Annotated in this window: 23 protein-coding genes; 5 read left to right on the top strand and 18 right to left on the bottom strand. The window is 64.6% G+C overall.

Annotation, left to right across the window (positions count from 1 at the left end; genetic code table 11):
- Positions 1-40: 40 nt before the first annotated feature.
- Genes UB31_RS17675 through UB31_RS17660 form a run of 4 tightly spaced genes read right to left on the bottom strand, consistent with a single transcriptional unit; the run spans position 41 to position 5,757 of the window.
- A complete protein-coding gene (locus tag UB31_RS17675; RefSeq protein ID WP_045011770.1) occupies positions 41-1,234 on the bottom strand; it encodes a xanthine dehydrogenase family Fe-S subunit in 1,194 nt (397 codons plus the stop codon).
- On the bottom strand, positions 1,231-2,067 hold the full coding sequence (locus tag UB31_RS17670; RefSeq protein ID WP_045011769.1) for an FAD binding domain-containing protein: 837 nt from the start codon (positions 2,065-2,067) through the stop codon (positions 1,231-1,233). The genes UB31_RS17675 and UB31_RS17670 overlap by 4 nt, the downstream gene beginning before the upstream one ends.
- Entirely contained in the window at positions 2,064-4,457 is a 2,394-nt protein-coding gene (locus UB31_RS17665; protein WP_045011874.1) for a xanthine dehydrogenase family protein molybdopterin-binding subunit, read from the bottom strand. The genes UB31_RS17670 and UB31_RS17665 overlap by 4 nt, the downstream gene beginning before the upstream one ends.
- A 7-nt stretch (positions 4,458-4,464) precedes the next feature.
- Positions 4,465-5,757 (bottom strand): amidohydrolase/deacetylase family metallohydrolase, encoded by a 1,293-nt coding sequence (locus UB31_RS17660; protein WP_045011768.1) that lies wholly within the window; start codon positions 5,755-5,757, stop codon positions 4,465-4,467.
- 158 nt (positions 5,758-5,915) lie between these two features.
- Here UB31_RS17660 and UB31_RS17655 point away from each other — a divergent pair, with 158 nt between their 5' ends.
- The 3 genes from UB31_RS17655 to UB31_RS17645 all read left to right on the top strand — a co-directional run bounded on the left by UB31_RS17655 (position 5,916) and on the right by UB31_RS17645 (position 9,062).
- On the top strand, positions 5,916-6,410 hold the full coding sequence (locus UB31_RS17655) for a MarR family winged helix-turn-helix transcriptional regulator (protein ID WP_045011767.1): 495 nt from the start codon (positions 5,916-5,918) through the stop codon (positions 6,408-6,410).
- A 270-nt stretch (positions 6,411-6,680) separates the two neighbouring features.
- Entirely contained in the window at positions 6,681-8,099 is a 1,419-nt protein-coding gene (locus tag UB31_RS17650; protein ID WP_045011766.1) for a cytosine permease, read from the top strand.
- A gap of 24 nt (positions 8,100-8,123) precedes the next feature.
- A complete protein-coding gene (locus UB31_RS17645) occupies positions 8,124-9,062 on the top strand; it encodes an acetamidase/formamidase family protein (RefSeq protein WP_045011765.1) in 939 nt (312 codons plus the stop codon).
- Between the two features lies 1 nt (position 9,063).
- Here UB31_RS17645 and UB31_RS17640 read toward each other — a convergent pair whose 3' ends face one another.
- Genes UB31_RS17640 through UB31_RS17615 form a run of 6 tightly spaced genes read right to left on the bottom strand, consistent with a single transcriptional unit; the run spans position 9,064 to position 14,804 of the window.
- A complete protein-coding gene (locus UB31_RS17640; RefSeq protein WP_045011764.1) occupies positions 9,064-10,236 on the bottom strand; it encodes a M24 family metallopeptidase in 1,173 nt (390 codons plus the stop codon).
- Positions 10,229-11,329, bottom strand: a complete 1,101-nt coding sequence (locus UB31_RS17635; RefSeq protein ID WP_045011763.1) for a mandelate racemase/muconate lactonizing enzyme family protein — start codon at positions 11,327-11,329, stop codon at positions 10,229-10,231. Before UB31_RS17635 ends, UB31_RS17640 begins: the two co-directional genes overlap by 8 nt.
- Positions 11,330-11,339: 10 nt before the next feature.
- Entirely contained in the window at positions 11,340-12,497 is a 1,158-nt protein-coding gene (locus UB31_RS17630) for a M20 family metallopeptidase (protein ID WP_045011762.1), read from the bottom strand.
- Positions 12,498-12,519: 22 nt separating this feature from the next.
- The gene (locus tag UB31_RS17625) at positions 12,520-13,254 is read right to left on the bottom strand and encodes an amino acid ABC transporter ATP-binding protein (RefSeq protein WP_045007007.1); all 735 of its coding nucleotides are present in this window, start codon (positions 13,252-13,254) and stop codon (positions 12,520-12,522) included.
- Positions 13,255-13,259: 5 nt separating this feature from the next.
- The gene (locus tag UB31_RS17620) at positions 13,260-13,982 is read right to left on the bottom strand and encodes an amino acid ABC transporter permease (RefSeq protein ID WP_045011761.1); all 723 of its coding nucleotides are present in this window, start codon (positions 13,980-13,982) and stop codon (positions 13,260-13,262) included.
- Positions 13,983-13,994: 12 nt separating this feature from the next.
- Positions 13,995-14,804 (bottom strand): ABC transporter substrate-binding protein, encoded by an 810-nt coding sequence (locus tag UB31_RS17615; protein ID WP_045011760.1) that lies wholly within the window; start codon positions 14,802-14,804, stop codon positions 13,995-13,997.
- Between the two features lie 193 nt (positions 14,805-14,997).
- On the opposite strand from UB31_RS17615, the gene UB31_RS17610 reads away from it, so the two are divergent.
- Entirely contained in the window at positions 14,998-15,888 is an 891-nt protein-coding gene (locus UB31_RS17610; protein WP_045007010.1) for a GntR family transcriptional regulator, read from the top strand.
- 31 nt (positions 15,889-15,919) lie between these two features.
- Here the strand turns inward: UB31_RS17610 and UB31_RS17605 are convergent, their stop codons facing one another.
- From UB31_RS17605 to UB31_RS17595, 3 genes are read right to left on the bottom strand one after another with little or no spacing between them, the layout of a single operon-like run.
- A complete protein-coding gene (locus UB31_RS17605) occupies positions 15,920-16,351 on the bottom strand; it encodes a RidA family protein (RefSeq protein WP_045011759.1) in 432 nt (143 codons plus the stop codon).
- A gap of 18 nt (positions 16,352-16,369) precedes the next feature.
- On the bottom strand, positions 16,370-17,548 hold the full coding sequence (locus UB31_RS17600; RefSeq protein WP_045011758.1) for an acyl-CoA dehydrogenase family protein: 1,179 nt from the start codon (positions 17,546-17,548) through the stop codon (positions 16,370-16,372).
- A gap of 16 nt (positions 17,549-17,564) precedes the next feature.
- Entirely contained in the window at positions 17,565-19,886 is a 2,322-nt protein-coding gene (locus UB31_RS17595; RefSeq protein WP_045011757.1) for a bifunctional salicylyl-CoA 5-hydroxylase/oxidoreductase, read from the bottom strand.
- Between the two features lie 290 nt (positions 19,887-20,176).
- On the opposite strand from UB31_RS17595, the gene UB31_RS17590 reads away from it, so the two are divergent.
- A complete protein-coding gene (locus UB31_RS17590; protein ID WP_045007014.1) occupies positions 20,177-20,683 on the top strand; it encodes a MarR family winged helix-turn-helix transcriptional regulator in 507 nt (168 codons plus the stop codon).
- A gap of 32 nt (positions 20,684-20,715) precedes the next feature.
- On the opposite strand, the gene UB31_RS17585 is transcribed toward UB31_RS17590, so the two are convergent.
- From UB31_RS17585 to UB31_RS17565, 5 genes are read right to left on the bottom strand one after another with little or no spacing between them, the layout of a single operon-like run.
- Positions 20,716-22,329, bottom strand: a complete 1,614-nt coding sequence (locus tag UB31_RS17585) for an ATP-dependent acyl-CoA ligase (protein WP_045011873.1) — start codon at positions 22,327-22,329, stop codon at positions 20,716-20,718.
- An 18-nt stretch (positions 22,330-22,347) separates the two neighbouring features.
- Positions 22,348-23,505: an ABC transporter substrate-binding protein gene (locus UB31_RS17580; RefSeq protein WP_050044790.1), complete on the bottom strand. Its 1,158-nt coding sequence runs from the start codon at positions 23,503-23,505 to the stop codon at positions 22,348-22,350.
- Positions 23,506-23,562: 57 nt separating this feature from the next.
- Positions 23,563-24,345 carry a cyclase family protein gene (locus tag UB31_RS17575; protein WP_045007176.1) on the bottom strand — a complete coding sequence of 261 codons (783 nt, stop codon included), beginning with the start codon at positions 24,343-24,345 and terminating at the stop codon, positions 23,563-23,565.
- A gap of 34 nt (positions 24,346-24,379) precedes the next feature.
- Entirely contained in the window at positions 24,380-25,621 is a 1,242-nt protein-coding gene (locus UB31_RS17570; RefSeq protein ID WP_082078544.1) for an SDR family NAD(P)-dependent oxidoreductase, read from the bottom strand.
- A complete protein-coding gene (locus tag UB31_RS17565; protein WP_082078543.1) occupies positions 25,615-26,796 on the bottom strand; it encodes a thiolase family protein in 1,182 nt (393 codons plus the stop codon). The genes UB31_RS17570 and UB31_RS17565 overlap by 7 nt, the downstream gene beginning before the upstream one ends.
- Position 26,797 lies beyond the last annotated feature (1 nt).

Here is a 26,797-nt window from a genome sequence, read left to right as displayed (position 1 = left end):
AGGTTTCGTCACTCCCGCGGTGTGCGCGCACACCGATCCGTCATCCCGGCTCGTCCCCGCGGCCAAAGAAGCGCGCGATGCGGGCACGGACGACGCCGGAGACAATCGACCAGAAGCTGAGCTCCGCCGGGGTGGTCTCTCGCGGCGACGCACCCGACATGTGCCGATCGAGATTGCCGGCGAACTCTGCAACCAGACGTCTGGCGAGATCGCGCACCAAGCCGGGACGACCGATTTGGGCCAGCATTCCCGTGAGCGTGTAGCCGATCGACAGTTCGACGGTTGTGGCAGCCCCGCCATCGAGCGGGACCAGGCGATAGCGGATTTCCCCCTGCGTCGCCGAATGGCTGCGCCGGTCGGTGCCGATACCAATGATGCGGCCTGAGAGCGTCGCGGGATCGCGTTCGACGCGTGCGGCTCCTTCGAAGGCCGCCGCGATCGGCCCGAGCCTGACGCGGATCGCGCCCTCGACGCGCTCCGGGCTTGGCGGCGCCGTCAGCGATACGCCGGGAAGGCAGGCTGCGATGCCCGCGATATCGTCGAACATCGCAAACACTTTTGCCGGCGCATGCGGCAGCGTGAAGCGCTGCTCCAGAACGGTTGCGGGGATGAAGTCCGGAATGACTCCCGGCGCGACGCCGTCCGATGCCGGCGCGAACTCCTGCCGCGCAGGCCGCGGCGGCTGCTCGTTCGAGCCAAGCGCAGCACGCCCCGATCCGACAGGACCAAGGCTGGTCCGTCCACCATCGGCTTGCGGCGCGATGTTGCGCGCGCGCCGGGCCTCGATCACGGACTGCACCGCGCGTACGATTCCGACATAGCCGGTGCAGCGGCAGAGATTGCCGCTCAGGCCCACGCGAATTCGCCGCTCGTCGGCATCCGGCAAACGCAGCACGAGGTCTCGCGCCGAGACCAGCATCCCCGGGGTGCAATAGCCGCATTGCAGGGCATGCTCCCGGGTGAAGGCGGCGCGAAGCTCGACTGTGACCTCGTCCTCGTCGAGACCTTCGATCGTGGTGATGTCGGCGCCCTCGCATGCCGCTGCATAGGTGATGCAGGACCGCGCCGGCACGCCGTCGAGCAGCACGGTGCAGGCGCCGCAAACGCCGTGCTCGCAGCCCAGATGCGTGCCGGTCAGATCGAGCTTGTCGCGGACGAAATCAGCAAGGCTGGTGCGCGGCTCGGCCAGCGCCTCCAACGCGCGACGGTTGACGTTGAGGGCGATCGTGTTCATGCGGCGGCCTCGTGGACGGCACGCTTCAACACGCTGACATGGATATGGCGCTCGGCTGCGTCACTGATGCCGGCCTTCGCCAGCAGCGCATCGGCAACGCGAGCGTCGAAACGCTGCTTGTAGTCGGCCGCAACCCGTCCTCCGAACAGCTCGGCCGCGTCGGTCAAAACGATCGGCACTGTGTCGATCGCACCGATCACGACGCGGGCGGAAGCCCTGGCAGGATCGACCAGCACCGCGCCAATGGCGTGGGCGAACTCGCCGGTCTTGCGGCAGCTCTTGGCATAACCCCAATGCGCCGAGACCGGCCGTGGCGGCACATGGACCGCCTCGACGATTTCGCCGGCGTGCAGCGCCGATTCCAGCGCACCGACCACGAACGCCTCGATCGCCATCACACGCGCCCCGGCCAGACTGCGCAGCGCGACCCGCGCGCCCAACGCGGCGAGCGCGGAAATCCAGTCCGCGGCGGGATCGGCATGGCTGAGCGACCCACCGATGGTGCCGCGGTTGCGCACCGCGCGATAGGCGATGTTGGCCGCGACACCGCGCATGGCGCCACGTGTCACATCCGCCGTGCGCCCGTCCTCGATGTCGGCATGCGTGACCAAAGCGCCGAGCACCAGCTCGCCGTCGCGAAGCTCCGCCTGCTTGAGCTCGGCAAGGCCGGAGATATCGACCACCAGCTCCGGCTGCACCAGCCGCAAATTGAGCATCGGGCCGAGCGACTGGCCACCTGCGATGACCTTCGCCGATCCGCCTGCCGCAGCCAACATCGACAGCGCGGAGTTGAGATCGCGTGGACGCTCATAGCCGAACGGCGCAGGCTTCATGCCGCGCTCCTTTCGGCCGTGCGCGCGGCCAGCACGGCGGTGACGACGCGATGGGGCGTGATCGGCGACTGCATCAGCTCGACACCGAGCGGCCGCAGCGCATCGTTGACGGCATTCGCAATCGCGGCAGGCGGCGCAATCGCCCCGCCCTCGCCGATGCCCTTCACGCCGAACTGCGTATAGGGCGACGGCGTCTCCATGTGATCGAGCCGCGCCGAAGGAACTTCGGTCGCACCGGGAAGCAGATAGTCGGCAAGCGTCGTCGCCAGCGGCTGCCCGGAGGCATCGAACGGCATTTCCTCATAGAGCGCGGTGCCGATGCCCTGCGCGAGTCCGCCATAGATCTGGCCGTCGACGACCATCGGATTGACCAGCACGCCGCCATCCTCGACGATGACATAGTCGAGGATTTCGACCTCGCCGACATCAGGGTCGACCGCAACGACAGCCGCATGCGCGGCGTAGCTGAAGGTGCCGCTGTCGCGCACGGGCTTGTAGCCTTGCGTCACTTCCAGTCCGCCGGGATCGACGTCGGCCGGCAGATCCTGGGGTCGGCGATACCAGGTGTGAGCGATCGTCTGGAGGCTGACGCTGCCATTGACGCCGCGCACCTCGCCATTCTGCAACACGACCGAGACCGGATCATGCTGCAACAACTTGGCGCCGATGCGCCTCGCACGTTCGCCAAGCTCGCGGCAGGCGGTCGCCACCGCGCCGCCCGCCATGACCATCGAACGCGAGCCCCAGGTGCCGGTCGAATAGGGTGTCATCGCGGTGTCGCCGAGGATGATGCGTATCTTTGCGACGTCGATTCCCAGCATTTCATGCGCGACCTGGGCGAGCGTCGTCTCCATGCCCTGCCCGTGCGAATGCACACCGACGCGCAGCTCGAGGCCGCCGTCCGGCGTCAGCCGTGCGGAAGCCTGCTCGTGGCCGGGCACCATCGGGATGCCCCAGCCGGCATAGACCGACGTGCCGTGGGCGGCCTGCTCGCAATAGATGGAGATGCCGACGCCGATCCGGCGACCGTCGGATTCGCCTTTGCGTTGGCGCGCACGAATGGCATCGATGTCGATCGAGGTCAGTGCGCGCCGCATCGCTTGCGGATAATCGCCGCTGTCGAAATGTTTCTTGGTGATGTTGTCGAACGGCATCTGCTCCGGCTGCACCAGATTGCGCAGCCGCACCTCGCCGGGCTCAAGCCCGGCCTCGACAGCTACGAGGTCGAGCATCAATTCCAGCGCAAAGCACACGCCGGTGCGCGCCACGCCGCGATAGGGCAGGATCGGGCATTTGTTGGTGGCGACAGAGAAGGTGCGGCATCGATAGGCCGGCATCTTGTAGGGACCAGGCAGGATGCTTGCGACCTGCGCTGCTTCGAGACAGGCAGAGAACGGATAGGACGAATAGGCGCCGGAATCCACGGTCGCTTCGCATTCGATGCCGCGCAACGTGCCGTCGCGATCGGCATAGAGCGTGATTCTGTAATGGTGCTCGCGGCAATTGGAGCTGGCGACGAGATGCTCGCGGCGATCCTCGGTCCAGCGCACGGGATGGCCACAGCGCATGGTCAGCCAGGACAGGCAGACCTCCTCGGGCAGCAAAATTCCCTTGTGCCCGAAACCGCCGCCGACATCGGGCGAGATAACCCGGATCAGGCCCTCCTCCATGCCAAGGCATTCGGCAAGGCCGCTGCGCGTGATGTGCGGCATCTGCGCTGCCGAATGCAGCGTGAGCTGATCGAGCCGACGGTCGAAGGTTGCAACCACGCCGCGGCCTTCGAGCGGCGACATGCATTGCCGCGCGGTCGAGATCTCGCGCGTCACCTTGATCGGCGCGTCGAGTGCTGCGGAAATGTCGACCTCGAAATTGGTTTCGAGAAAGACATTGTCGCCCCAATGCTCGTGCACCAGGGCCGAACCCGGCTCGCGCGCCTTCAGCATGTCGTAGACCGCGGGCAGCTCTTCCAGATCCAGCGTCACGGAGGCCGCGATATCCTCGGCTTCGGCGCGCGTCGGCGCGACGCACATGGCGACGAGCTCGCCGACCTGGCGCACCTTGCCGGTCGCGAGCACCGGCTGCTCTGAAATCTTGAATCCAGGAAGGGCCGACACCGCGCGGATCGGATTGATGCCGACGAGGTCCGCCGCCGTGAACACACTGCCGCGATAGCGCTCGGGCACATGGATGCCGCGGATCCGCGCATGCGCCAGCGGGCTACGCACGAACGCGACGTCCTGAAGGCCCGCAAGCCTGATATCGGCGACGAACTGGCCGCGGCCACGCATCAAGCGGTCGTCCTCCTTCCGCGGCAGCCGTGCGCCCACGCCCTGCCCGGACTTGCTAGAAGGAAACTCCCGCTCGTTGCGCAACTCCGCGTTCTCCTTCACCGCGCGGCTACGCCGCAATAGCCTGCGGCAGGATCGGCGCGACAGCGTCAAAGCGCGTGCCGGCGCGCAGGCAGAAGGCCGGCTGAAGCAGGCGCTCAGCGATGACCTCATTCTTCTCGTTGTCGCGCAGGACGAAGCGGCCGTTCTGCTCCGTGAGAACGGAGACGTCGGCCTCCATGCCGACCTTGAGGGCGCCGATCTCCCCCGTGCGGCCGAGCATCTTGGCCGGATTGGAGGTGACCATCGGCACCACCTGCTCCAGCGACAGGCCGAGCGCCATCATCGAACTCATCGCCTGGACCAGGCTGAACTTGGCCTGGCTCGCGAAGGGATGGTTCTCGTCGTCCTCGTGCTGATCGGGCGTCCCGGCTGGAGCTGGCACATGCGTGTTGTAGCCGTGAATGTCGGCGCCCAGCGTGGCCGGAACGATGCCGACGGCAATCGCCTTTTTCGCGAGCCGATACGAGAAGTGACTGCCATGACCGACATCGACCTTCAGGCCGCGATCGAGTGCGGCCTGGATCACCGGATGCACTTCGCCTTCACGATTGACGAAGCCGCCGGGATGGCGCGTGAAGGGATGCGCGAGAATGTCGCCTTCGCGCAGCAACGGGATCACCCGCGTCAGGATCGTGTCCGCATCTTCGCCATTGGCGCCGCTCTCGGGCAGGCCCCAGAGCTGGCCGAAATGCACATAGACCGGCAAATCGGCGCGCTTGCCGATCTCCGCCGCCATCTCGATGACGCGAATGCCCCAGCGCGCGAAACCGCCGATTTCGGCATGCGCCTTGATGCCGCGGACGAGGTCGAGATTGGCCGTCGCCGATTTGACGGTCGCGTCGATGTCGACACCGTCGGGGCTATAGAGCTTCGGATAGTAGTGCCCCTCGAGGCCACCGACGAGATAAGCGGACAGGAAGGCATAGACGCGTGAGGCCGCGGGCTCCGCGATGAAGTGACGAAAGCCGGGCAGCGTCATGCAGGACGGACCACCCTGATCGACCAGCGTCGTCACGCCCGACTGCACGCCGACCATGTCGGCATTCATGCCGAAGCGGCCGGAGACATATTGGTAGACATGCGCATGGGTGTCGATCAGCCCGGGCAGCACGAGCTTGCCGCCGACATCGACCACCTCCTTCGCGCTGGTCGGCAGGATATCCGGCGCGACGGCCGCGATCTTGCCGTTGCGTATGGCAACATCCCTGATACCGTCCACGCCCGACGCCGGACAGATCACGCGACCGCCTCGCAGCAGAAGGTCGAAGCTGGCAGTGACCGAGCTGGTCGTGACGGACATGGCGCTCTCCTCTATCTCGCGCAGGCGGTTGCCCCGCCCTCGAATTACGAAGCATGCTTCGTATTTTACAAAAGCAAACTTCGTGCCATGATCTGGTGGTGGCGAGCGCACTCGAATCGAGCTAAGCGCGACGGAGTTCCAAGTCGGGAGAGCGTGCATTGCGGCAAGCGAAGACACGTCGCAGCGGGGCCAAGCATCGCCCGTGGCCATTGTCCCAACGTCCCGGATATCTGATCCGACGACTGCACCAGATTCACGTCGCGCTCTTCCAGGAGGCATGCGGTGCGTTCGAGGTCACGCCGCTGCAATACAGCCTGCTCTCTGCGCTGGCGGCACGCGAAACGGCCGATCAGACCAGCCTGGCGGCCGATATCGCCCTCGATCGGACCACGACGACCGGCGCGTTGAAGCGGCTCGCCGCACGAAACCTGGTTGAACGCGCCGTCAACAAGGACGATCGCCGGGCGCGATTGTGCCGCCTGACGCCGGCCGGCGCCGCCCTGCTCGTCAAGATCGAGGGGGCGGCGCGACGGGCGCACCGCGCGACGCTGGGTGATCTCAGCGAGAAGGAACAGGCGCTGTTCATCGAGATGATGCAGCGCATCGTGGCAGGCAATCCCAGCCGTGACAGCGCTGCTGCCCTATTTGAATAGTCGCCGACTGCTGCGCTTTTGAGTTGGGTTGCCCAATTTGTCATCGCACCGCTGCTCGCCGCCGCGACGGACTCCTTCGCGTCAGACATCCCGGCAGCGAAGCAAATGCCTCGACGCATGAGGTCGGCTCGCGCTTGAAAACTCAAGTGCAATCCGGCGCAAGGCACGCAGCCTCTAGCAGTCGCATCATCCCTGCCGCCGGCACCCGGCAGGCAGTGGCACGATTTATGCTGCAACCGATGCGAAGTGTGCTTCGTATTGGGGGACGCCATGACGGATACCGAACTTCGCGCTGACATTCACAGCATCGAGCCTATTCCCGACGCAGACCGGGACTCGACCGGACCACAGCAGATGTGGATCTGGGCGGGCGCCAACATCGCTCCGGTCAACTGGGCGCTCGGCGCGCTCGGCATCATCCTGAAGCTCGGGCTGATGGAAACGATCGCGGTCATCATCATCGGCAACATCGTCGGCTGCGCGATCTTCGCCGCCTTCACGGTGATGGGACACAAGACCGGCGTCAATCAGATGGTGCTCAGCCGATCCGCGTTCGGCGTCCGCGGCGCCTACCTGCCCAGCATCCTGATGTTTCTGATGACGTTGTGCTGGATCGGCGTGAACACCTACTTCCCGGTGAAGATCTCGATCGGCATTCTCGGCCAGTTCGGCGTTCCCGACACCTGGCTGATCGAGATCGTCATCATCACGCTGGTGATGGCGGCGCAGGTCTTGATCGGGGTCTACGGTTTCTACGCCATCCGCACCTTCGAGAAATACACGGTGCCGCCGACCATCGCCATTATGGTGCTCATGAGCATCCTGGCGTGGACGCGCCCCGGCGTCGTCAATTGGGGGCTCACGACGTCGCTGCCGCCCGGTGCGCATCTTGCGATGCTGACGCTGCTGATGACCGCGATCGGCGTCGGCTGGGGCATTTCCTGGGTTACCTGGGCGTCCGACTATTCGCGCTTCGTGCCGCGAAGCGTGCCGTCGAAGTCCGTGTTCTGGTACAGCTATATCGGCATGTTCGTGCCGACGGTCTGGCTCGCCACGCTCGGCGCGACCATCGCCTCGACGACGCTGGACACCGATCCCGCCAAGATGGTCAGCGCGGTGTTCGGCGGACCGGTCAGCATCCTGGTTCTGCTGATGGTGCTGCACGGCCCGATCGCCACCAACATCCTCAACGTCTATTCGGCGGGACTGGCGGCGCTCAGCGCGGGGCTGAAGCTCTCGCGCTTCTGGCTCACCGTCATCGTGGGCGTCGCCGGCTATCTGGTCACGCTGTACTTCATCTTCGCGCCGTCCTTCGCCAAGGCGTTCGACAATTGGATGATCAGCCTGCTGTTGTGGATGAGCCCGTGGGCCGGCGTGGTGCTCGCGGATTTCTTCATCAAGCGAAAGGGCAAGATCGACGTCGCCGAGCTCTATCGGTCGCCGGAGACCAGCGCCTATGGCGACATCAACTGGGCGGGCATGATCGCCTTCCTTGCAGGTCTCGCTGCCGGATGGTCGATGGAAGACGGTCTGGTCGGCGCGCTCCAGGGGCCGGTCTCGATCAATCTGCTGGGCGGCGCCGATCTGAGCTGGCTGTTCGGGATCGGGGTCGCAGGCCTGGTCTATCTCGTGCTCGGCAAGCACGTGACCTCGAGCTCTTCGATCGTTGCGAGCACCGCAGGGAGGTGACGGCGGGTCATGTAGGGGGAGATCATGGACTTCGTTCTTCGATCCACGCCCGGAAACGTCCAGTGGGGACTTTGGGATGGACAACTGAAGCCGGTACTCCGGATTGCATCCGGAGACCGCGTGACCATCGAGACCCTCTCCGGCGAGCCGGATGATCTGCCAGATCCGTCGCTCGGCTTCGACGTCGTTCCCGGACATGCGGAGGTGCTGGCAAGCACGTTCCGCGGTCCGGGGCCGCACCTCCTCACCGGACCGATCCACATCGAGGGCGCCGAGCCGGGCGATATTCTCGAAGTGCGCGTTCTCAACATCGAACTGCGCTGCAACTGGGGCTGGAATCTCCAGGTCCCGACGCTCGGCACGCTGCCGGAGGATTTTCCCGAATTCCGCCGCATCCACATTCCGCTGGACCGCGCGCGCAACGTTGCAAAACTCCCGTGGGGGCAGGAGCTGCCGCTGGCGCCCTTCTTCGGCAATTTCGGCGTCGCGCCGCCGCCGGGTTGGGGCCGGCTGTCCTCAAAGGAGCCGCGGGCCTTTGGCGGCAACATGGACAACAAGGAACTCGGCGTCGGCACCACGATCTATTTTCCCGTGTTCGTGCCGGGCGCGCTGTTCTCCGCGGGCGATGGCCACGTGCTCCAGGGCGACGGCGAAGTCTGCCTGACCGCGATCGAGGCCGCGCTCACCGGCACCTTCGAATTCCACGTCAGGCGCGATCTACGCCTCGCCTCGCCGCGCGCGGAAACTGCGTCCGACTGGATCACGATGGGCTTCGACGAAGATCTCGATGATGCGGCCAAGGCCGCGCTGCGCGACATGATTGCGCTGATCCGCGAAAAATGCGGCCTCAGCGCGCAGGATGCCTACACGCTCTGCTCCATCGCCGCCGACCTCCGGGTCACCCAGCTGGTCGACGGCAACAAGGGCATTCACTGCGTGCTGGCAAAATCCCGCATGCCGTGATTCAGCCTGCGATGCGCAGGATCGGACGATTGATCGTGCCGAGCGGCCGGCAGCCGGTTTCGGTGACCATCACGGTCTCGCTGACGCCGACCGTGAACTGGCCGTAGATCCGCAAGGCAACCGGCAAATGGAACGTCATGCCCGGCCGCAGCTCGGTGGTGACGCCGGTGTAGAGGCTGAGCGCGCCGCCCTCGCCCCAATCGGGCGCAAAGGCGATGCCGATGCTGTAGCCCACGCGCTTCCTGAAGTTCTCGGTGTAGCCGGCACGGTCGATGACCTGCTGACAGGCCAGATGCGGCGCCTCGCAGATCGCGCCCGGCTTGATCGCCTCCAGCGCCGCGGAAAGCCCATCCTGGCAGGTCTTCTCCATGTCGATCGCGATTTGCGGCATGGTGCCGAGCCAGGCGCTGCGCATCAGCGCGGCGTGGTAGCGGTCGTGGCTTGCCGCCATTTCCAGGAACACGGGATCGTCGGCCCCGATCCGTCCGCGCCGCCAGGTGCCGTGCGGCACGCCGGAACGGCGGCCGACCGAGACCAGCGGCTCCATGCCGACATATTCGGAGCCTGCGGCGATCGACGTTCCGACCATGGCGGAGACCAGGTCGTTGTCGCTTGCACCACGCTTCACCGCCGCGAGCCCCGCACGCATGCCGGCGTCGACATAGGATGCCGCGGTGGCGATCTTCTCGAGCTCGGCCGCCGATTTCACGATACGAAGCTGCTCGATGATCCCCGCACCATCATGTACTATTCCGAGCTTGTCCTGGAGCGCTTCATAAGTCGCGACGGGTAAGAACCAGCCGCGCTTATCGATCGCGATGCGCTTCGACGCCCAGCCGCGCGCCTTGATAACGTTCACCAGGAAATTCACCGGCAGGTCGCCGTCCTGGTAAACTTCCGCATTCGCAATGAAGGTGTTTGAGATGAAGTTGAAATATTCGAGCTGCCGAACGACGAAGGCAGGCTCGCCCTCCACCGGCAGGACCAGCGCCTGAAACGTGTAATAGCCCGGCGTCTGCTGGCCCGTGAGGTAGAAGATGTTCTCGGGCCCGGTGACGACCATGACGTCGATGCCGGCTTTTGCAAGGAGCGCGCGTGCGCGCGCGACCCGCCCGTCGTACTCCTGTTTCGGGAATGCTGATTCAGAGCCCTGCTCGACGCCGTCGCTAGCCATATCTGTAGTCTCCAATAAGCTTGGTGGTGGCGGCGTCGAAGGCGACGCCGAGGCCGGGAGTACGCTCCGCATGGACCGCCCCAGCGGTGTAGAAGATGCCCGAAACCGGATCATCGACGAGCCCGTCAGCTCCATAGAGCTCGGCGAATTCAGGCAGTGTCGCGCAGGCGACGTGCAGCGCCGCCGCGGTGGCAGCGGCCCCTTCGTTCATCTGACCGATCATGAAGGGCACGCCTGCCTCAGACAGTTTTCGCGCGGCCGCAACGGTTGGCGCAATGCCGCCGAGCTTCACGAGCTTGAGGTGCGCAAACACCCGCCCCCCATATGAGCAGATCTGTGCGACATCATTGGTCGTGGCGATGCTCTCGTCGAGCATCACGGGAATCGGGCTTCGCCGCGCGAGTTCATCGATGCTCGCCCAGTTGCCGGGCGGCACCGGTTGCTCGACATAGGCGAGATCGTACCCGGCGAGCGCATCAAGCTTTGCAAGCGCCTCATCGGCCATCCAGCGTCCGTTTGCGTCCGCAGCGATTTTCACCCGCCCGCCAAAACGCTCACGCAGGGCCGCGATACGGCGCAGATCTTCCGCAAAGTCACCGACGGCGATGCGCACCTTGAGATCCGTGTAGCCGCGATCGACATAAGCCTGCGCCTGGGCCAGGAAATCTTCGTACGAGGACCAGAACAGGGTCTGGTTCGTCTTGCAGGTCACATCCCGTCGCGGCGCGCCAAGCCAGGCGGCAACGCTCTTGCGCTCCCGACGCGCGACGAGATCATGCAACGCGCAATCGATCAAAGTGCGGACCGGTGCGATGTAGGGCGCCTCCCAAAGCGTCATCATCGCGATCAGATCAAGCGGATCGCGCCTCCAGTCGACCTCGCGAACGGCGGCGATCGCGAATTCCACCACGGTCTTCTCATCATAGCCATTGAGGTAGGCAATGTTGGCCCGCACCTCGCCGATGCCGACGGTGTCACCGTCATCGAGCCGCAGGTAGATCTCCTTCAGGCTGGCGATGCTGCCCGACGATGCCGTGTGGAGAACGAGCCCACCGCCGTAGTGCAGATCGGCCGAATGCAATGAGACGCGCAAATTTCAGGTCCTAGTTGCGCAGCATGGCTTTCGCCACGTCGCGATAGATCAGGCTGGCGGTGACGAATTCGTCGACCGGCACGAACTCGTCGGGCTTGTGGGCGACGGCGAGATCGCCCGGGCCGATCACGGTCCCCTGCGCACCGACGCTGCTGAAATGCACGAGATCGCAAGCGCCCTGGAAGCCGAACGGACCCGGCTTTGTCACACCGTGGGCGCGACTTGCAGCAAGGCTCGCCTGCACGATCGGACTATCCGCCGCCGTTTCCGTCGCCCCGCCCGTCGTCGCCTTGTAGTCGACGATTTCGGCGCGCAGGCCGAAGCGCTCGCGCGCGACCACGAGAAGCTGATCGATCTCGCGCTTGACGGCCTCCTCATCCTCTCCAGGCACCATCCGGCGATCGAGCAGAAGGTCGCAGCCGCCAGGCAACACGTTGTCCGCGTGGCCACCGTTGATCCTGGTGACCGTGAGGCTCGCCGCCCCGACCAGCGGATGGCTGTGGTGACGCACCACCTTGTCGTGATGCTCGGCGACAAGCCCAAGCAATTCACCGGCCCGGTAGATCGCGTTCTCGCCAAGATGCGGCGTTCCGGAATGCGCTGATACACCGTGTACCCGCACCACCGGGCGCAGGCTGCCCTTGTGCGCGGAGAAGATGGCATTGGAGGTCGGCTCGCCGACAACCGCAGCATCAATCTTTGGGCGACCCGCGGCGTAGAATTTGGCGCCTTCGCTGGCAATTTCCTCGTCGGCCACGAAGACGCCGAGCAGCGTGCCTGACCACGCCGCGCGATCGGCTGCCAGCATGCGCATGGCCTCCAACATCGCCGCCAACGGTCCCTTGCAGTCGCAGGCGCCGCGGCCGTAGAGCCGTCCATCGCGTTCGGTCAGGGCAAAAGGATCCGAGGACCAGCCGTCGCCAACCGGCACGACATCCATATGGGTGTTGAACGCGAACACCGGGCCGGCACCGTTCTCGAGCCGCGCGACGACGTTGATGCGTCCCGGCTTGTACTCCTGGAACGATACCTCGAAGCCCTCGTTCGCAAGCAACTCGCGCAGATATTGCGCGGCAGGAGCCTCGTGGCCGGGAGGATTCTGCGTATCGATTGCGACGAGCCTTGCGAGCTCTCGCTTCATGCGGGCGACATCGGGAGAACTGGACATCGACGGGCTCCGGATATCGGGGTCAGTGAAGGATCTGATCAAGAAAACGGCGCGTCCGGTCGTTGACCGTGCCGCCAAAGAACTGATCGCTCGACGCAGTCTCGATGATCTCGCCGTGCTCCATGAAGACGATCCGGTCGGCGGCGCGCCGGGCGAAGCCCATCTCATGGGTGACGACGATGCTCGTCATGCCCTCGGCGCTGAGGGTTGCCATGACATCAAGCACCTCGCGGATCATTTCCGGATCGAGCGCAGAGGTCGGCTCATCGTACAGCATCAGCTTGGGCCGCATCGCAAGCGCACGCGCAATCGCGACGCGCTGCTGCTGGCCGCCGGACAGCTCGTCCGGGAAGGCGTCCGCCTTCTCGGGGATCTGCACCTTGCGCAGAAGGTCGACCGCGATGTCATGGGCATCGGCTCGGCTGATTCCGAGAATTTTCACCGGCGCCAGCATGACATTCTCGGCTGCCGAAAGATGGGCGAACAATTCGAAGTTCTGGAAAACCATGCCGATCTGACGGCGCAACAGATGAGCCGTACGCCGGGCGCTCGTGATGTTCTCGCCCTCGAAGAAGATGTCGCCACTGTCCACCGTTTCCAGCAGGTTGACGCAACGCAGGAGCGTCGACTTGCCCGACCCTGATGGCCCGATCAGGACGACCGTCTCGGAAGGATCGACCGCCAGCGTGCAGGCCTTCAGCACCTGCGTCGCGCCGAAGCTCTTGTTGATGCCGACGATCTCGAGAAGATGCTGCATGCGTGTTACCGCACCGCCAGCTTCGACATCCCGAGCATCCGCTCGGTCAGCGAAAGCCGTCGCATCCGCTGCCGCTTCTTGGGATCGAGCACGGCTTCCAACAGGATTTGCAGCCCCATGAAGGCCGTGGTCATCGCGAGATAATAGATGCCGGCAGCGGTCAACGCCTCGAAGTAGCGGAAGTCGGCACTCGCCGTCTGGTTTGCGACCAGCAGCAGCTCCTCCACGGCGATCACGGAGACGAGCGCGCTGAGCTTCAGCATGCCGATCATCTGGTTCCCCATCGGCGGCAGCACGATCCGCGCGGCTTGGGGAATCACGACGTGGCGCATCATCTGGGTTCCGGTCATGCCGAGCGCGAGGCCGGCCGTGCGCTGCCCTTTCTTCACCGCCTGAAGGCCCGAGCGCAGGATCTCCGCCATGTAGGCGCCCTCGTTCAACGACAGCGCCAGCACCGCGCACACGAATGCCGAGAGCTTGATGCCGAACGACGGCAACACATTGTAGATGAAGATGATCTGGAACAGCACCGGCGTGCCGCGGAAGAGCCAGAGATAGACCAGCGTCACGAAGGTGCCGATCCGGGTCTGGCTCTCCTGAATCAGCGCAAGAACGAGACCGATCAGAACGCCGAGGATGAGCGCTGCGATCGTCAGCAGCAGCGTCATCTCGGCGCCGTGCAGGAAGTTTGGCGAGGTGAGGTATTTCAGGACGAGTTCGACGGACACCGGCTGGCTCCCTTAGTCAAACAGCGACACTGACGCAGGAAATTTCCAGGTTGCGATCAACTTCTTGTAGGAGCCGTCGGCGACGATCTCCTTGAGCGCGGCCTCGACCGCCGACTTCATCGCAGTGTCGCCCTTGCGCACCGCGATGCCGATCTGCGTGCTGGTCTCGAACTCCGGGCCAGCCACGGCGTAGACGCCCGGCACCTTGTCCATCAGCTCGACCACGCCGGGCGTGGAATTGAACAGGACATCGGCACGGCCCTGCCGCAGCGTGAGCGCCGAATCCTGCGCGGTGGGGAGCGTCATCACATTGATGGCGGCAAGCCCCTTGTCGCGGCAGCGCTTGTCGTCCTGCCGTGCGTAGGTTTCCTGGATACCGCCAAGGGTGACGGCAACGGTCTTGCCGCACAGGGAATCGTCGCGGCCGGTGATCTTGGCGGGATTGTCCGCCTGCACTACGACGAGCGTACCGATCTTGAGATAGGGAACGAAGTCGACCTGAGCGGCGCGCTGCTCGTTGATATACATCGCCGAATTGATGAGATCGACGCGGCCACCTTGCAGCGCGACGATCAGCCCCTTGAATTCCATGTTCATCGGCTTGGCCTCGGCACCAAGCTTTTTGCTCAAGAGGCCGATCATGTCGATATCGAAGCCCGAGAGCTTGCCGTCCTTCTGAAACTCGAAGGGCGCAAATGTACCGGCGACGCCGTAGGTCAGCGCGCCCTTCTCCACCAGCGTGGCCGACGAGAGATCGGCGGCCATCGCCGAGCCGGACAGACAAAGCAACAGGGCTCCGCAGGCAAGGCGCAAACGAGACATGGGTGACCCCTGTAGCTTGATTGTTCTATTGTTGACTATTATACAATCCTTGATGCATTCGGCGTCAAGCCCTATCAGCGGGCATCTTCTGACTAAGCTTTGGTCAGACGATTTTTGACGCAGATCGTCGCCCGAAGCTATTGTATCAGAAGTTGCAACTCGTACTTTAGGACGGATCCCAAAGCCCCCTCCCATGGCGCGGTCAACCCAACAAAGCCGCTTTCGTCTCGCCAACCAGATTCTGGTTGTCATCCGGGACGCCAAGTTTGAGCCCGGGCATCATCTTCGCGAGCAGCACCTTGCGGACCTGCTCGGTGTCTCGCGGACGCCGATCAGGTCTGCGCTCGACCTCCTGGCCGAGCGTGGCATCGCGGAGACGCGGAAAAATCACGGCTTCTTCCTGCGCAAGCCGTTCGATTCTCTGCACCGGATCGAGATCGAAATCCCCTCGACGATCGACGAGGAGCTCTATGCAAAGCTCGTTCGCGATCGCCTCGAACACCGCATTCCGAACTCCATTACGCAGAGTGAGATCGCCCGCCGGTACAATGTCGATCGTGTGGTCCTGGCGCGCACTCTTTCGCGGCTCGCCGAAGACGGCCTGATCGCACGCAAGCAGGGGCATGGTTGGACGTTCCTGCCGACACTGGACTCCCTTGTCTCGCTCCGCGCCAGCTACGAATTTCGCCTGACGCTGGAGCCTTCAGGCTTTCTATTGCCGACGTTCAAGCCGGATCTCGCCGCCATCGAACGGATGCGCCTGGAGCACCTTTATCTGGTGTCGCACCCCGACATCGCCTCCGTCTCCAGCACACAGCTGTTCGAGACGGATGCCACATTTCATGAGATGTGCGCCGAGTTCTGCGGCAATGCATTCTTCGCGCAGGCGGTTCAATACCAGAACCGGCTTCGGCGCCTGCTTGAATTCGGCAGCTATTTCGACAGCCGCCGTGTCCGCGAATGGTGCCGCGAGCACCTCGCCATCATCGAAGCCGTTGCCGCCAACAATCTGACGGAGGCCTCGACCCGCATGCGCGCGCATTTGGAGCAGGCTTTCGTGTCTGCCCAAGCGGCCGCGCAGTGATCTCGGCCCGTAGCCGACGCGCGCGCCGTCGTCAGCGTGGGATCACGGCCGTCGCTTCGATCTCGACGCGCGCGGATGGTTCGACAAGACGCACGACCTGCACGAGCGCCATGCTGGGGTAGTGGGTGCCCAAGACCTCACGATAGGCTTTGCCGAGCGCCTTCAGATTGGTGATGTATTCATCCATGTCGACGACATACCAGGTCAGGCGCACGAGATGGTCCGGCCGCGCGCCGCCTTCGGCCAGAATCGCGACGATGTTTTCGAGTGCCTGCCGGACCTGCGCGACGAATCCGTCACCAAACCGGCCTGCAACGTCCCAACCCACGACACCACCCGTCACAACTAGGCGTCCCTCGGCCATGATGCCGTTGGCATATCCCTTTGGCTGCGGCCAGCCGCTGGGCTGAAGCACTTGCAGACCGTTGGTCGCCGCGGCTTCTGGCTTTGTCATCGTACTCATGCGGAACTCCCGATCCTCTCAGCGCGGCTTCAGGAGGTCGCGCGCAACAATCAGTTTCTGGACCTCGGTCGCGCCCTCGTAGATGCGCAACGCGCGGATCTCGCGGTAGAGGCTTTCGACGACCTCGCCCTTGCGCACGCCGCGGCCGCCGAACATCTGGACGGCGCGGTCGATGACGCGTTGCGCGGTCTCGGTGGCGGTCAGCTTCGCCATTGCAGCTTCGCGCGTCGTCGGCAGCTTCTGGACGTCGCGGCGCCAGGCCGCACGGTAGGTCAGCAGCGCGGCAGCATCGGTGTCGGTCGCCATGTCGCCGAGCGCGGCCTGAGTCAGCTGGAGATCGCCCAGCGTCGCACCGAACATGTGCCGGCTACGCGCATGCGACAGCGCTTCGTCGAGCGCCCGCCGCGCGAAGCCGAGGGCAGCGGCCGCGACCGATGCGCGAAAAATATCCAGCGTCTGCATCGCGAGCTTGAACCCGCCGCCCGGCGCGCCGAGGCGGCGGCTCGCCGGAATCCGGCAATTGGCAAAGCGCAACGTCGCCAGCGGATGCGGCGCGATGACGTCGATACGCTCGGCAATGCTGAGCCCGGGATCATCGGGAAAGACGACAAAGGCCGAAATGCCGCGGGCGCCCGGCGCCTCGCCCGTTCGCGCAAACAGCGTGTAGACGTCGGCAATGCCGCCGTTGGAGATCCAGGTCTTCTCGCCGTCGATGACGTAGTCGTTGCCGTCGGCGCGCGCGGTGCAGGACATCGCCGCGACGTCCGATCCCGCCTCCTTCTCCGACAGCGCGAAGGCCGCAAGCCATTCGCCGGAGCGAACCTTCGGCAGCACGGCCTTGCGCAGCTCCGCAGAGCCGCCGAGCGCGATCGCGCCGGAGCCGAGCCCCTGCATCGCGAAGGCGAAATCGGCGAGGCCATCGGCATAGGCGAGCGACTCGCGCGACAGGCAGATCGAGCGAGAATCGATTGTCGTCGCATCACCGTCGGGTGCCGCGACCGCGCAATCAAGCACCCCCGCCTCGCCCATCGCGCGCACGAGCCGGCGGCAGGCGACGTCGACGTCGCTGTGGTCGATCTTGTCGATCGCTCCCGACTGGACGAAGCGATCGAGCGCCTCGCCGATGATCTGGTGACGCGGCTCGAAGAACGGCCAGTCCAACCATTCGCGCTTGATGACTTTGGCAACGGAGCTCATCTGATCCCTCCTCCGTTCACTGCACTGCGGCCGCAGCGGCTGCACGCGCCAGATTGGCTTCGTACTGTCCTTTGGCGGACAGATATTGCTTCGGCCAGTTGATTGCCGTGATGCCGATGCGCGCAGCCTCATGCAAGGTCCAGGCGGGATCGGCAAGATGCGGCCGCGCAATGGCGCAGAGATCGGCGCGGCCGGCCGCAAGAATCGAGTTGGCGTGATCGGCCTCGGAGATCGCGCCGACTGCAATCGTCTCGATGCCGACCTCGTTGCGGATCAGGTCGGCGAACGGCGTCTGGAACAGGCGTCCATAGATCGGCCGCTCCTCCTTCCAGACCTGCCCCGACGAACAATCAATCAGATCTGCTCCCGACTCCTTGAACATCGCAGCGAAGATCGCCGCGTCGGCCGGAATGTTGCCACCCTCGGTCCAGTCATGGCAGGACAGGCGCACCGACATCGGCCGATCGGACGGCCACAGGTCGCGCATCGCCTTGAACACCTCGAGCGGAAAGCGCGCACGGTTTTCGTGACTGCCCCCGTATTCGTCCGTGCGCCGGTTGGTCAGCGGCGAGAGGAAGCTCGACAGCAGATAGCCGTGGGCGCAATGGAATTCGAGCCAGTCGACGCCGGCCGCAGCCGCACGGCGGGTTGCCGCGACGAAATCGTCGCGGACACGGTCCATGTCGTCGCGGTTCATGGCGCGCGGCAGTCGGCTGTTGGGCAAATACGGCAAAGCCGACGCCGACATCAGCGGCCAATCTCCTGATACCAGCGGCTGATCGATTCCTTCCCAGGGCACTCTAGTCGCGCCCTTCCGCCCGGCATGGCCGAGCTGAATGCCGACCTTGGCGTGTCCGACACTGTGAATGAGATCGACCAGGCGGCGCCACTGCGCCTCTTGCGCATCGTTCCACAGTCCGAGGCAACCCGGCGTGATCCGCGCATCCGGCGAGACGCAGGTCATCTCGGCAAAGACCAGCGCGGCGCCACCCATGGCGCGCGCGCCGAGATGGGCAATGTGGAAGTCGTCGATGAGCCCGTCCTGCGCCGAATACATCGCCATCGGCGAGACCATGATGCGGTTCGCAAGCCCAAGGCCGCGCACGCGGTGCGGCGTCAGCATCGGCGGCGGCACCCGCTCGCCATCCTTGACGACTATGCCGGAGCGCGCGGCGAACCAGCGCTCAAAGCCTTCCAACCAGGTGCGATCACGCAGACGAAGGTTCTCGTGGCTGATGCGCTGCGAACGCGTCAGCATCGAATAGAAGAATTGCGGCGGCTCCAGCGTGTCGGCATAGCGCCGGCCGACCACCTCGAACCATTCCATGGCGTTGCGCGCCGCGTTCTGGATGCGCGCGACATCGACGCGGCGCACCTCCTCGTAGGCTTCCAGCACGGTTTCGATGCCGGCGCGACCGTGACCATGGCGATCGAACTGGTTGGCGAGCTCGATGGCATCGTCGAGCGCGAGCTTGGTGCCCGAGCCGATCGCGAAATGCGCGGTGTGCGCGGCGTCCCCCATCAGCACGACATGCGACTTGCCGTTGAATACGCTCCATTTGCCGCAGATCAGGCGGCTGAAATTGAGCCAGGCCGAGCCGCGCAGATGCCGGGCGTTGGTCAGGAGCTTCGCGCCATCGAGCGTCTCGGCGAAGATCTTTTCGCAGAAATCGATCGAGCCTTGCTGATCGAGCTCGCCAAGCCCGTGGGCCTGGTAGGCTTCTTCCGTGGTCTCGACGATGAAGGTCGAGGTCTCCGCGTCGAACTTGTAGATGTGCGCCTGGAACCAGCCGTGCTCGGTCTTCTGGAAATCGAACGTGAAGGCGTCGAACGCCTTCTTGGTGCCGAGCCAGATGAAGCGGTTCGGCCGGATCACCATGTCGGGCTTGAATTGCTCGGCATAGCGGGCGCGGATCCTGGAATTGACGCCGTCGCAGGCGACGATCAGGTCGGCGTCGGGATATTCAAGATCGGACTCGACGTCACGCTCGAAGACGAGCTCGACACCCAGCGCTTCGCAGCGCCGTTGCAGGATGTTGAGCAGATGCTTGCGCCCGATACCGATGAAACCGTGGCCGCTCGTGCGCTGGCGCGTGCCCTTGAAGACGAGCTCGATGTCGTCCCAATGGTTGAAGGCATCCTCGATCTCGGTCGCGCTCTCGGGATCGGCAATCCGCATCGCGGACATCATGGCGTCGGAGAACACCACGCCCCAGCCGAACGTATCGTAGGGCTTGTTGCGCTCGACGACCGTGACGACGTGCTCTGGATGCCGCCGCTTCATCAGCAGGCCCAGATAGAGACCGGCCGGACCGCCGCCGATACAGACTATGCGCATGATCCCTCGCTTTCGCGCGTCGCGCCGTGTGCTGAGCTTCACCCGAATTATTTTAAGCCTAAAGTATTTCGTCGGCGCGGGCCTTGTCAAGATGGGTTCTGCAAAGCCCCCAGGCGACGACCGCAGCCCCCAGCCTCGATCTTTAGACACAATGCAAATTGGACACACCGCAGGGCCGATTCCGGGACCCTCGGGCTGAGCCTTGAATTTACTTTTGGCACGAACTATCTTGCCATCGTCCGTGAGAGCTGCGCCAGCTTTCAACAAGCCACGAAGCCCGGGAGATTCGATTGGCACTCGCGAAGGAGCCCACCCCTGTTTCAGCCAAGAACGGGGCGGATCAGGAGGCCGAGTACAGGGCTCAAACCCGGGTCTGGCTCCGGCTGCTCGCCTGCACGACCCTGATCGAAGGGGAGCTGCGGCGCCGGTTTCGCGAAGAATTCGATTTCACGATGCCCCGCTTCGACGTTCTCGCGCAGCTCGACCGCGAACCGAGCGGGCTGGTGCTGGGGGAGCTGCCGAAGCGCCTGATGGTCTCGGCCGGGAACCTCACGCCGATCGTGGATCGCCTGGTCGAGGATGGATACATCACCCGCACGCCGTCGAACCTCGACCGCCGCGTGCAGATTGTCTGCATGACGGTCGAAGGCCGCAAGACCTTCAGGCGAATGGCCAAGAGCCACGGCGCATGGCTTGCCGAGCTGCTGGCGGATTTCCCGGCGGACCGGTTCGACGGATTGATCGGCGAGCTCGACGACCTCAAGGGTGCCGTCAGGGACGCGCTGCAAAAACCCTGAGCTGACGCGGCCCTTCGGGTCCGGACCGTGCTCTAGCGTCGCAACTTCACGCCGGCCGCCTCGCGATCCCAAATATCCGCGGTGACGCCGGCGTCGCGCAGCGCGCCCTTCTTGATCTTGCCGTTCTCCGTCAGCGGCATCTGGCTCAGAATGCGCACATAGCGGGGGATGGCGAAATAGGCGATCTGCCCTTCGCAATGCCTGACGATGTCGACGGGCTCCAGCAATTGGCCTGGTTCCAGCTGGATCGCAACCGCAACCTCGTCCTCGCCCAACTCCGACGGCAGCGGGTAGATCGCGCAGGCGGCGACCGCGGGATGGGACTGGATGGTCTGCTCGACCTCCCACGAGGATACGTTCTCGCCGCGCCTGCGGATCGAATCCTTCATGCGGTCGATGAAGCGGTAGTGTCCGTCAGGATCCCGAACGACCCGGTCGCCCGAGTGGAACCACAGATTGCGCCAGGCCTCGACCGTCTTTTCCGGCATGCCGAAATAGCCGGTGGCGAAAGCAAAGGGCTCCTTGGCACGAAGCACGAGCTCGCCGGCCGTTCCATCAGGAAGCGCAGAATCGTTCTCGTCAACGATCTGCGCCTCGATCCCGTCGGCCAGATAGCCCATCGTCCCAGGACGATCGGACGGGATTGCGCCTGCAAACACGAAATTGGTCTCGGTCGATCCGTAGCCGTCGACCAGCGGCACGCCAAACCGTTCGCGGAACGGACCGTGGATTTGCGGCGGCACACCACCGCCAAGCGCAACGCGAAGGCGATGCGTCGAATCATTCGCAGTCTTCGGCTGTGCCAGAAGCATCGACGCCATCGCGCCGAGCAGATAACCGACCGTCGCATTGTGCCGTTGCGCAGCGGCCCAAAAGCCGGAGGCGGAGAATTTCGGCTCCAACACGTAGGTGCATCCGTTCAAGAGCGCCTGATAAAACGCATTCAGCGCGTTGGTGTGGAACAAAGGCAGCGTCGTGAACAGCACATCGCCCTCCCGAACGCCGAGCGCCCGCGCCGAATAGATGCCCCACCAGAACAGTTGCGCCTGCGGGCAACACACCCCCTTTGCAGGCCCCGTGGTGCCCGATGTGTAGAGGATCGCAACGGTGTCGCCGGGACGGACGGCGCCCGCCGGGGCCGCGGCGTCGAGGGCCGGCAAAGGCGACGCGGAAGGCCTGGCATCGATTGCCTCCTCGGCAGCTCCGATGATCCAGGTCCGAGGCGGCAGCTCGACACCCGTCTCGACACTGTCGATCGCGACAACGAACTGAGCCTCGACGACAAGGAGCGCAGGACGCGAGTTGCGGAAGATGTGGGAGAGCTGGAAGCCGCGTAGCGCGGTGTTGATCGGGACCGCGATGGCCCCGAGCCAGGCACAGCCGAGATAGACCTGCAAGAACTCCGGACGGTTGGAGCACATCAGCGCCACCCGATCGCCAGGCTTGATCCCGGCATCGACGAGCGCCTGGGCCGATGCGGCCGCGATCGCCGCTACTTGCGCAAAGGTCCAGCGCGTCTCACCCGCAACGAGCAGGACGCGATCGCCATTCCGTTCGGCCTGCCGCGTGAGGATGGTGGAGAGTATCCGGTCGGACGGGGGAAACAGCTCGATCGCGTGCGCCCAGGCCGGCATCTCGTTCTCCATCACAATCATACTCCAGCCTCAGGGTAGCAGCTTGTATTTGCCGTCCTCGATCTGGACCATGATGCGCGAGCGACCATCGACGCCATACCGATCCGCCGGCGTATAGGTGTAGACACCCTGTGTCCCGACGACCTCCTTCGTTGTGAACAGCGCCTGACGCAGCGCGGTCCGGAATTCCGGCGAGCCCGGCTTGGCGCCGGTTGCCATCGCGCGCTTGGCGGCATCTGCGAACACCAGCCAGCCGTCGAAGGAATAGGACGAAAATGAATCCGTCGGCGCCTCGCCGTTGGCCTTCTCGAAGGCCGCACGGAAATCCAGCGCAACCTTCTGGATCGGATTGCTGGCCGGAAGCTGCTCGGCCGCGGTCACCGGCCCGGTCGGGCAGATGATGCCGTTGGCGGCCTTGCCGGCAAGACGAAGGAAATCGGCGCTGATCATGCCGTGATTGCCGTAGAGCGGCCCCTTGTAGCCGCGCTCGGACAGCGTGATCACCGGAAGCGCACCGGGCGTTCCCGTTCCACCCAGCATGATCGCATCGGGATGCGCGGCGACGACGCGCAGCACCTGCGCTGTGACCGAAGAGTCCGAACGCGCGTAGCGCTCATTGGCTATCACCTTGATGTCCGCCGACTTGGCGGCCTGCACCAGGGAATCGTAGAAGAGGTCACCTAACGCGTCGGAGAAGCCGATGAACGCGACGCTCTTCAATCCTTTCGCCTTCATGCTGTCGACAATGCCCTGCAACAGCAGTGGCGTCGGTTGCGGGGTCTGCACGACCCAGGGGCCACCATCGCCGGCCGGGACCGGCGCGATCGGCGACACCGCGATCATCGGAATCTTCATCTCGATGGCGGCAGTCGCCATCGCGAGCGTCTGGGGTGCGCCGGACGTGCCGATGAGAACATCGACCTTCTCCTGCTCGACGAGCTTGCGGGCGTTGCGCGCTGACGCCGTCGGATCGGAGCCGTCATCGAGCTGGATGACCCGGATCTTCTCGCCACCGATCTCGCCGATATAGGCCTGGCCCGCCGCGATCCCCTTGCCGTTCGGAATTCCAATCGACGAAACCGGCCCACTTAGGCCGGTGACGAATCCGACGAGGATTTCGGCCTGCGCGATGTGCGGGACGGCAAGGAGCAATGCAGTGGAGGCCAGCAAGCTCTTGATCAAGTTCATGGCACCTGTCTTTCATGAGGGTTTCTTGTTCTGATTGGCAAGCGCCATGCCTTCGCCTCAGGTCGACGAGACCAGCGCGATGACGCGAAGCGGACTGCCGGAGCCGTTCTGGATCTTCAGCGGCGAGGCCACGATGATGGCCCCGGTGGCCGGAAGCTGATCCAAATTGCACAGGCATTGCAGGCCGTAGCGGCCCGCGCCGTGCAGGAAGTGATGCGCCGGATAAGGCGGCTCGAAATGCCCGGCCTGCCCCGCATCCGTACCGATGGTCTCGTTGCCGAACCCGATGACGCCGCGCTCCTCGACCAGCCATTTCATGACGGCCGCGTTCGGGCCCGGTGTGTGCGCGCCGTCATCGCCGAGATTGGCGTAGTCGCGCCAGCCCTTCTTCGACCAGTCGGTCCGCAGCAGCACCCAGTTCCGGTCCGGGATCCGGCCATGCTTTGCTTCCCAGGCTTCGACGAGTGGGACCGTCAGCAGGAAATCGGGATCCTGGGCCGCCTGCGCGGAGCAGTCGATGACACAGGCCGGCGCGATCATGTCCTTGGCCGGCATGGTGTCGACGGCATTGTTCGGCAGGTTCTTGCCGGTGAACCAGTGAATCGGCGCGTCGAAATGCGTGCCAGTGTGTTCGCCAAACGTGATGTTGTTCCAGTACCAGGCCGGGCCGCGACCATCGTATCGCGAGATTTCCTGGATGCGGACCGGCGCCGCCTGGCCGAACTCCGGCGGCAGCACGATGACCGGAAAGTCTGGACTGAGCGTAAAGGTCAGATCGACGACGCGCACCGCGCCGGAGGAAATCGCACCCGCCAGTTCCAGGAGATTGTTGCTTTGCATCGTCACGTCCTGCGGCTTGGTTGAAATCTCGATGTCACCTGTCGAGCTCGCGTTCGAGTGCTTTCGGATTGGCCGCGAGACGTTGTCGGATCTCTTCGGCGACATCTCCGACATACATCTCCTCGAGGCCGCCTCTCAGCCCCGACACGATCGCCTGCGCGATCGCGCGCGGCGCGACCTTCGGCGGTGGCACGGTCTGGAACCATTCGGTGTCGACAGGCCCGGTGAACAGGTTCAGCACCCTGACGCCGCCGGGCCTGAGCTCGGCGCGAAGGCAGTGCGACAACGACAGGCACGCCGCTTGCGAGGCCGAGTAAGCGCCGAAGGCAGGCCAGTTCGCCAGCGCATAGACCGAGAGGATGTTGACCCATGCGACGCTGTTGTTGACGCCGTCGGCGCCGCGCATCCGCACCGCGGGACCAAAAGCCTGTGCGAGGTTGATGAAGCCGAGATAGGCCTGGTCGATCTCGTCCCGCGCGATGCTCGTGCCCCTGCGGTCGAGCAGGCCGCCCGGCCGCACATATTCGGTCGTGTTGATGAGGATATCGACCTTGCCGCCGATGTCGGCTGCGAGATCGGCCGTAGATTTTTCGTCAGCTGCGTCAAGGGTGACGATCTCGATCCCGTCCTGACCGCGCAGCAGCTTCTCGCCGGCGAAAGGCCGCCATGGTTCGGCAATGCCGACGAACACCGTCTTGGCGCCTGCGCCCTTCAAGGCGGCGACGGCTTCCTGGCCGATCACGCTGCGGCCGTTGGTCACGAGCACGCGCCGGAATTTCGGGTCGGCCGTCATTTCCCGCCACTGCTTGTCGTCCGCCATGTTGGGAGTCTCCCCCTCGGGATGGGCAAAGGCCACCGCCTGACCGCTCTTGTCGAGCTGAAACGACATGCGGATCGGCGCACCCTCCACGCAGTCGGCGTGGAGATGCGTCACAATCGTCGGACCGCAATCCATCTTCACGAGGCCGATGCGCCAGGGCGTCCGTTCGCGGAAATAGACGTCGCTCGGCACGCGTGCCGTCGTCTCGCAAAGAAGCGTGCCCCGGCGCGGCGCATCGACGAATGAGAGGCCGAACGACAGGCATGACGGACATGCCTCCCGCGCCGGATAAGCAAAGGCGCCGCAAGCCTCACAGCGTTGCAGCAAGAAGCGGCCTTCGGCGGCGCCCCGCGTGTACCCGTGCGACGTCCTGCTGCGCGCTCGCGGCGGTGATGCAGGAAGCCGCGTCCGCAGCAGCGGGTTCTTGCGCCGGGGCGGCTTGATCGGCTCTACCATCGCGAAGGCCCTGCAAAGATCGCGGCGCCCGAGGCGAGACCGCGGTCATAGTTGATCATACCGAACCCCGAGGCCAAGGCGAGGCTCGCATTCCTGACCTGGGTGGGGCCCGCAGTCCCCAGAACCTGCCGCAGCCCCTCGACAAGACCGAGATAGGCGCCGGCGGCGCCGGCCTGCCCGACCGAGAGCTGCCCGCCCGACGTGTTGTGCGGAAAGGCGCCGTCAATGGTGAGATCGTGCTGGCGCACGAACTCAGCCCCCTCCCCCTTGTTGCAGAAGCCGAGATCCTCGAACTGCATCATCGTGATGACGGGATAGTCGTCATAGGTCTGCACGACGTCGAGATCGTCAGGCTTCACGCCGGCCATCGCATAGAGCTCGCCGATGTCCATCGCCCAACCGCCGCGCACCTGCATCGGGTCGTCGGCAAAGGCATTGTGCCGCTCGATCGTCGATAGAAGTCGTGCGGCCGGCAGGCCCAGCGACGCCGCAGTCTCTTCGCGCATGACGAGGAACGCTTCCGCGCCGGCGCAGGGCATCACGCAGTCGAACAGGTGGATCGGATCAGAAATCGGCCGGGCCGCCAGATATTGTTCGAGCGTCAACGGTGCCTTCATCAGCGCGTGCGGATTGCGTAACGCATTGGCGCGTTGGGCGACCGCGATCCGGCCAACGTCCTCGCGGGTGACGCCAAAAGTCCGCATGTAGTTACGCGCGATCAGCGCGAAGCTCGCATTGGCGCCGCCCGCGCCGTAGGGGTAGACGGCATCCTGGTTGAAGCGCGAGAAATTTTCGAGCGTCAGCCGGAAGGAATCGACGTGGTTGGTGTCGCCTGCCACGCAGGCCACTATGTCAGCGTCATGGGCCTGAACCGCGCGCGCCGCCTTACGTAATCCGGCGATGGCGCTGGCGCCACCGAGCGGAATCGTATCCAGCCATCGCACGCAGAGCCCGAAATGCTGCGTCAGTCCGATCCCGGTATCGGTCCCCATGGTGAAGCTGGAGACGCACAGACCGTCGATGTCGGAGACCTTGATGCCCGCCTGTGCGACGATCGCGTTGAGCGCGCGGCCGATCCACCACTGCGCGCTTTCGATGGAGTAGCGCATATAGGGAATCGTGACGGGAGCCGCAATCACGACGCCATCATACGGTGTGCGTAAGGTATTGGTCACC

The organism is Bradyrhizobium sp. LTSP849, from assembly GCF_000938255.1.
GTDB lineage: Bacteria > Pseudomonadota > Alphaproteobacteria > Rhizobiales > Xanthobacteraceae > Bradyrhizobium.
This window is presented reverse-complemented; position numbering and strand designations above follow the sequence as displayed.

Excerpts from the sequence above, each read along its gene's own strand:
- UB31_RS17570 (WP_082078544.1), bottom strand. The coding sequence starts at position 25,621 with ATGGTAGAGCCGATCAAGCCGCCCCGGCGCAAGAACCCGCTGCTGCGG.
- UB31_RS17670 (WP_045011769.1), bottom strand. The coding sequence starts at position 2,067 with ATGAAGCCTGCGCCGTTCGGCTATGAGCGTCCACGCGATCTCAACTCC.
- UB31_RS17600 (WP_045011758.1), bottom strand. The coding sequence starts at position 17,548 with ATGAGCTCCGTTGCCAAAGTCATCAAGCGCGAATGGTTGGACTGGCCG.
- UB31_RS17615 (WP_045011760.1), bottom strand. The coding sequence starts at position 14,804 with ATGTCTCGTTTGCGCCTTGCCTGCGGAGCCCTGTTGCTTTGTCTGTCC.
- UB31_RS17625 (WP_045007007.1), bottom strand. The coding sequence starts at position 13,254 with ATGCAGCATCTTCTCGAGATCGTCGGCATCAACAAGAGCTTCGGCGCG.
- UB31_RS17640 (WP_045011764.1), bottom strand. The coding sequence starts at position 10,236 with ATGGCTAGCGACGGCGTCGAGCAGGGCTCTGAATCAGCATTCCCGAAA.
- UB31_RS17660 (WP_045011768.1), bottom strand. The coding sequence starts at position 5,757 with ATGTCCGTCACGACCAGCTCGGTCACTGCCAGCTTCGACCTTCTGCTG.
- UB31_RS17645 (WP_045011765.1), top strand. The coding sequence starts at position 8,124 with ATGGACTTCGTTCTTCGATCCACGCCCGGAAACGTCCAGTGGGGACTT.
- UB31_RS17610 (WP_045007010.1), top strand. The coding sequence starts at position 14,998 with ATGGCGCGGTCAACCCAACAAAGCCGCTTTCGTCTCGCCAACCAGATT.
- UB31_RS17675 (WP_045011770.1), bottom strand. The coding sequence starts at position 1,234 with ATGAACACGATCGCCCTCAACGTCAACCGTCGCGCGTTGGAGGCGCTG.
- UB31_RS17630 (WP_045011762.1), bottom strand. The coding sequence starts at position 12,497 with ATGTCCAGTTCTCCCGATGTCGCCCGCATGAAGCGAGAGCTCGCAAGG.
- UB31_RS17585 (WP_045011873.1), bottom strand. The coding sequence starts at position 22,329 with ATGGAGAACGAGATGCCGGCCTGGGCGCACGCGATCGAGCTGTTTCCC.
- UB31_RS17605 (WP_045011759.1), bottom strand. The coding sequence starts at position 16,351 with ATGAGTACGATGACAAAGCCAGAAGCCGCGGCGACCAACGGTCTGCAA.
- UB31_RS17595 (WP_045011757.1), bottom strand. The coding sequence starts at position 19,886 with ATGCGCATAGTCTGTATCGGCGGCGGTCCGGCCGGTCTCTATCTGGGC.
- UB31_RS17575 (WP_045007176.1), bottom strand. The coding sequence starts at position 24,345 with ATGCAAAGCAACAATCTCCTGGAACTGGCGGGTGCGATTTCCTCCGGC.
- UB31_RS17580 (WP_050044790.1), bottom strand. The coding sequence starts at position 23,505 with ATGAACTTGATCAAGAGCTTGCTGGCCTCCACTGCATTGCTCCTTGCC.
- UB31_RS17650 (WP_045011766.1), top strand. The coding sequence starts at position 6,681 with ATGACGGATACCGAACTTCGCGCTGACATTCACAGCATCGAGCCTATT.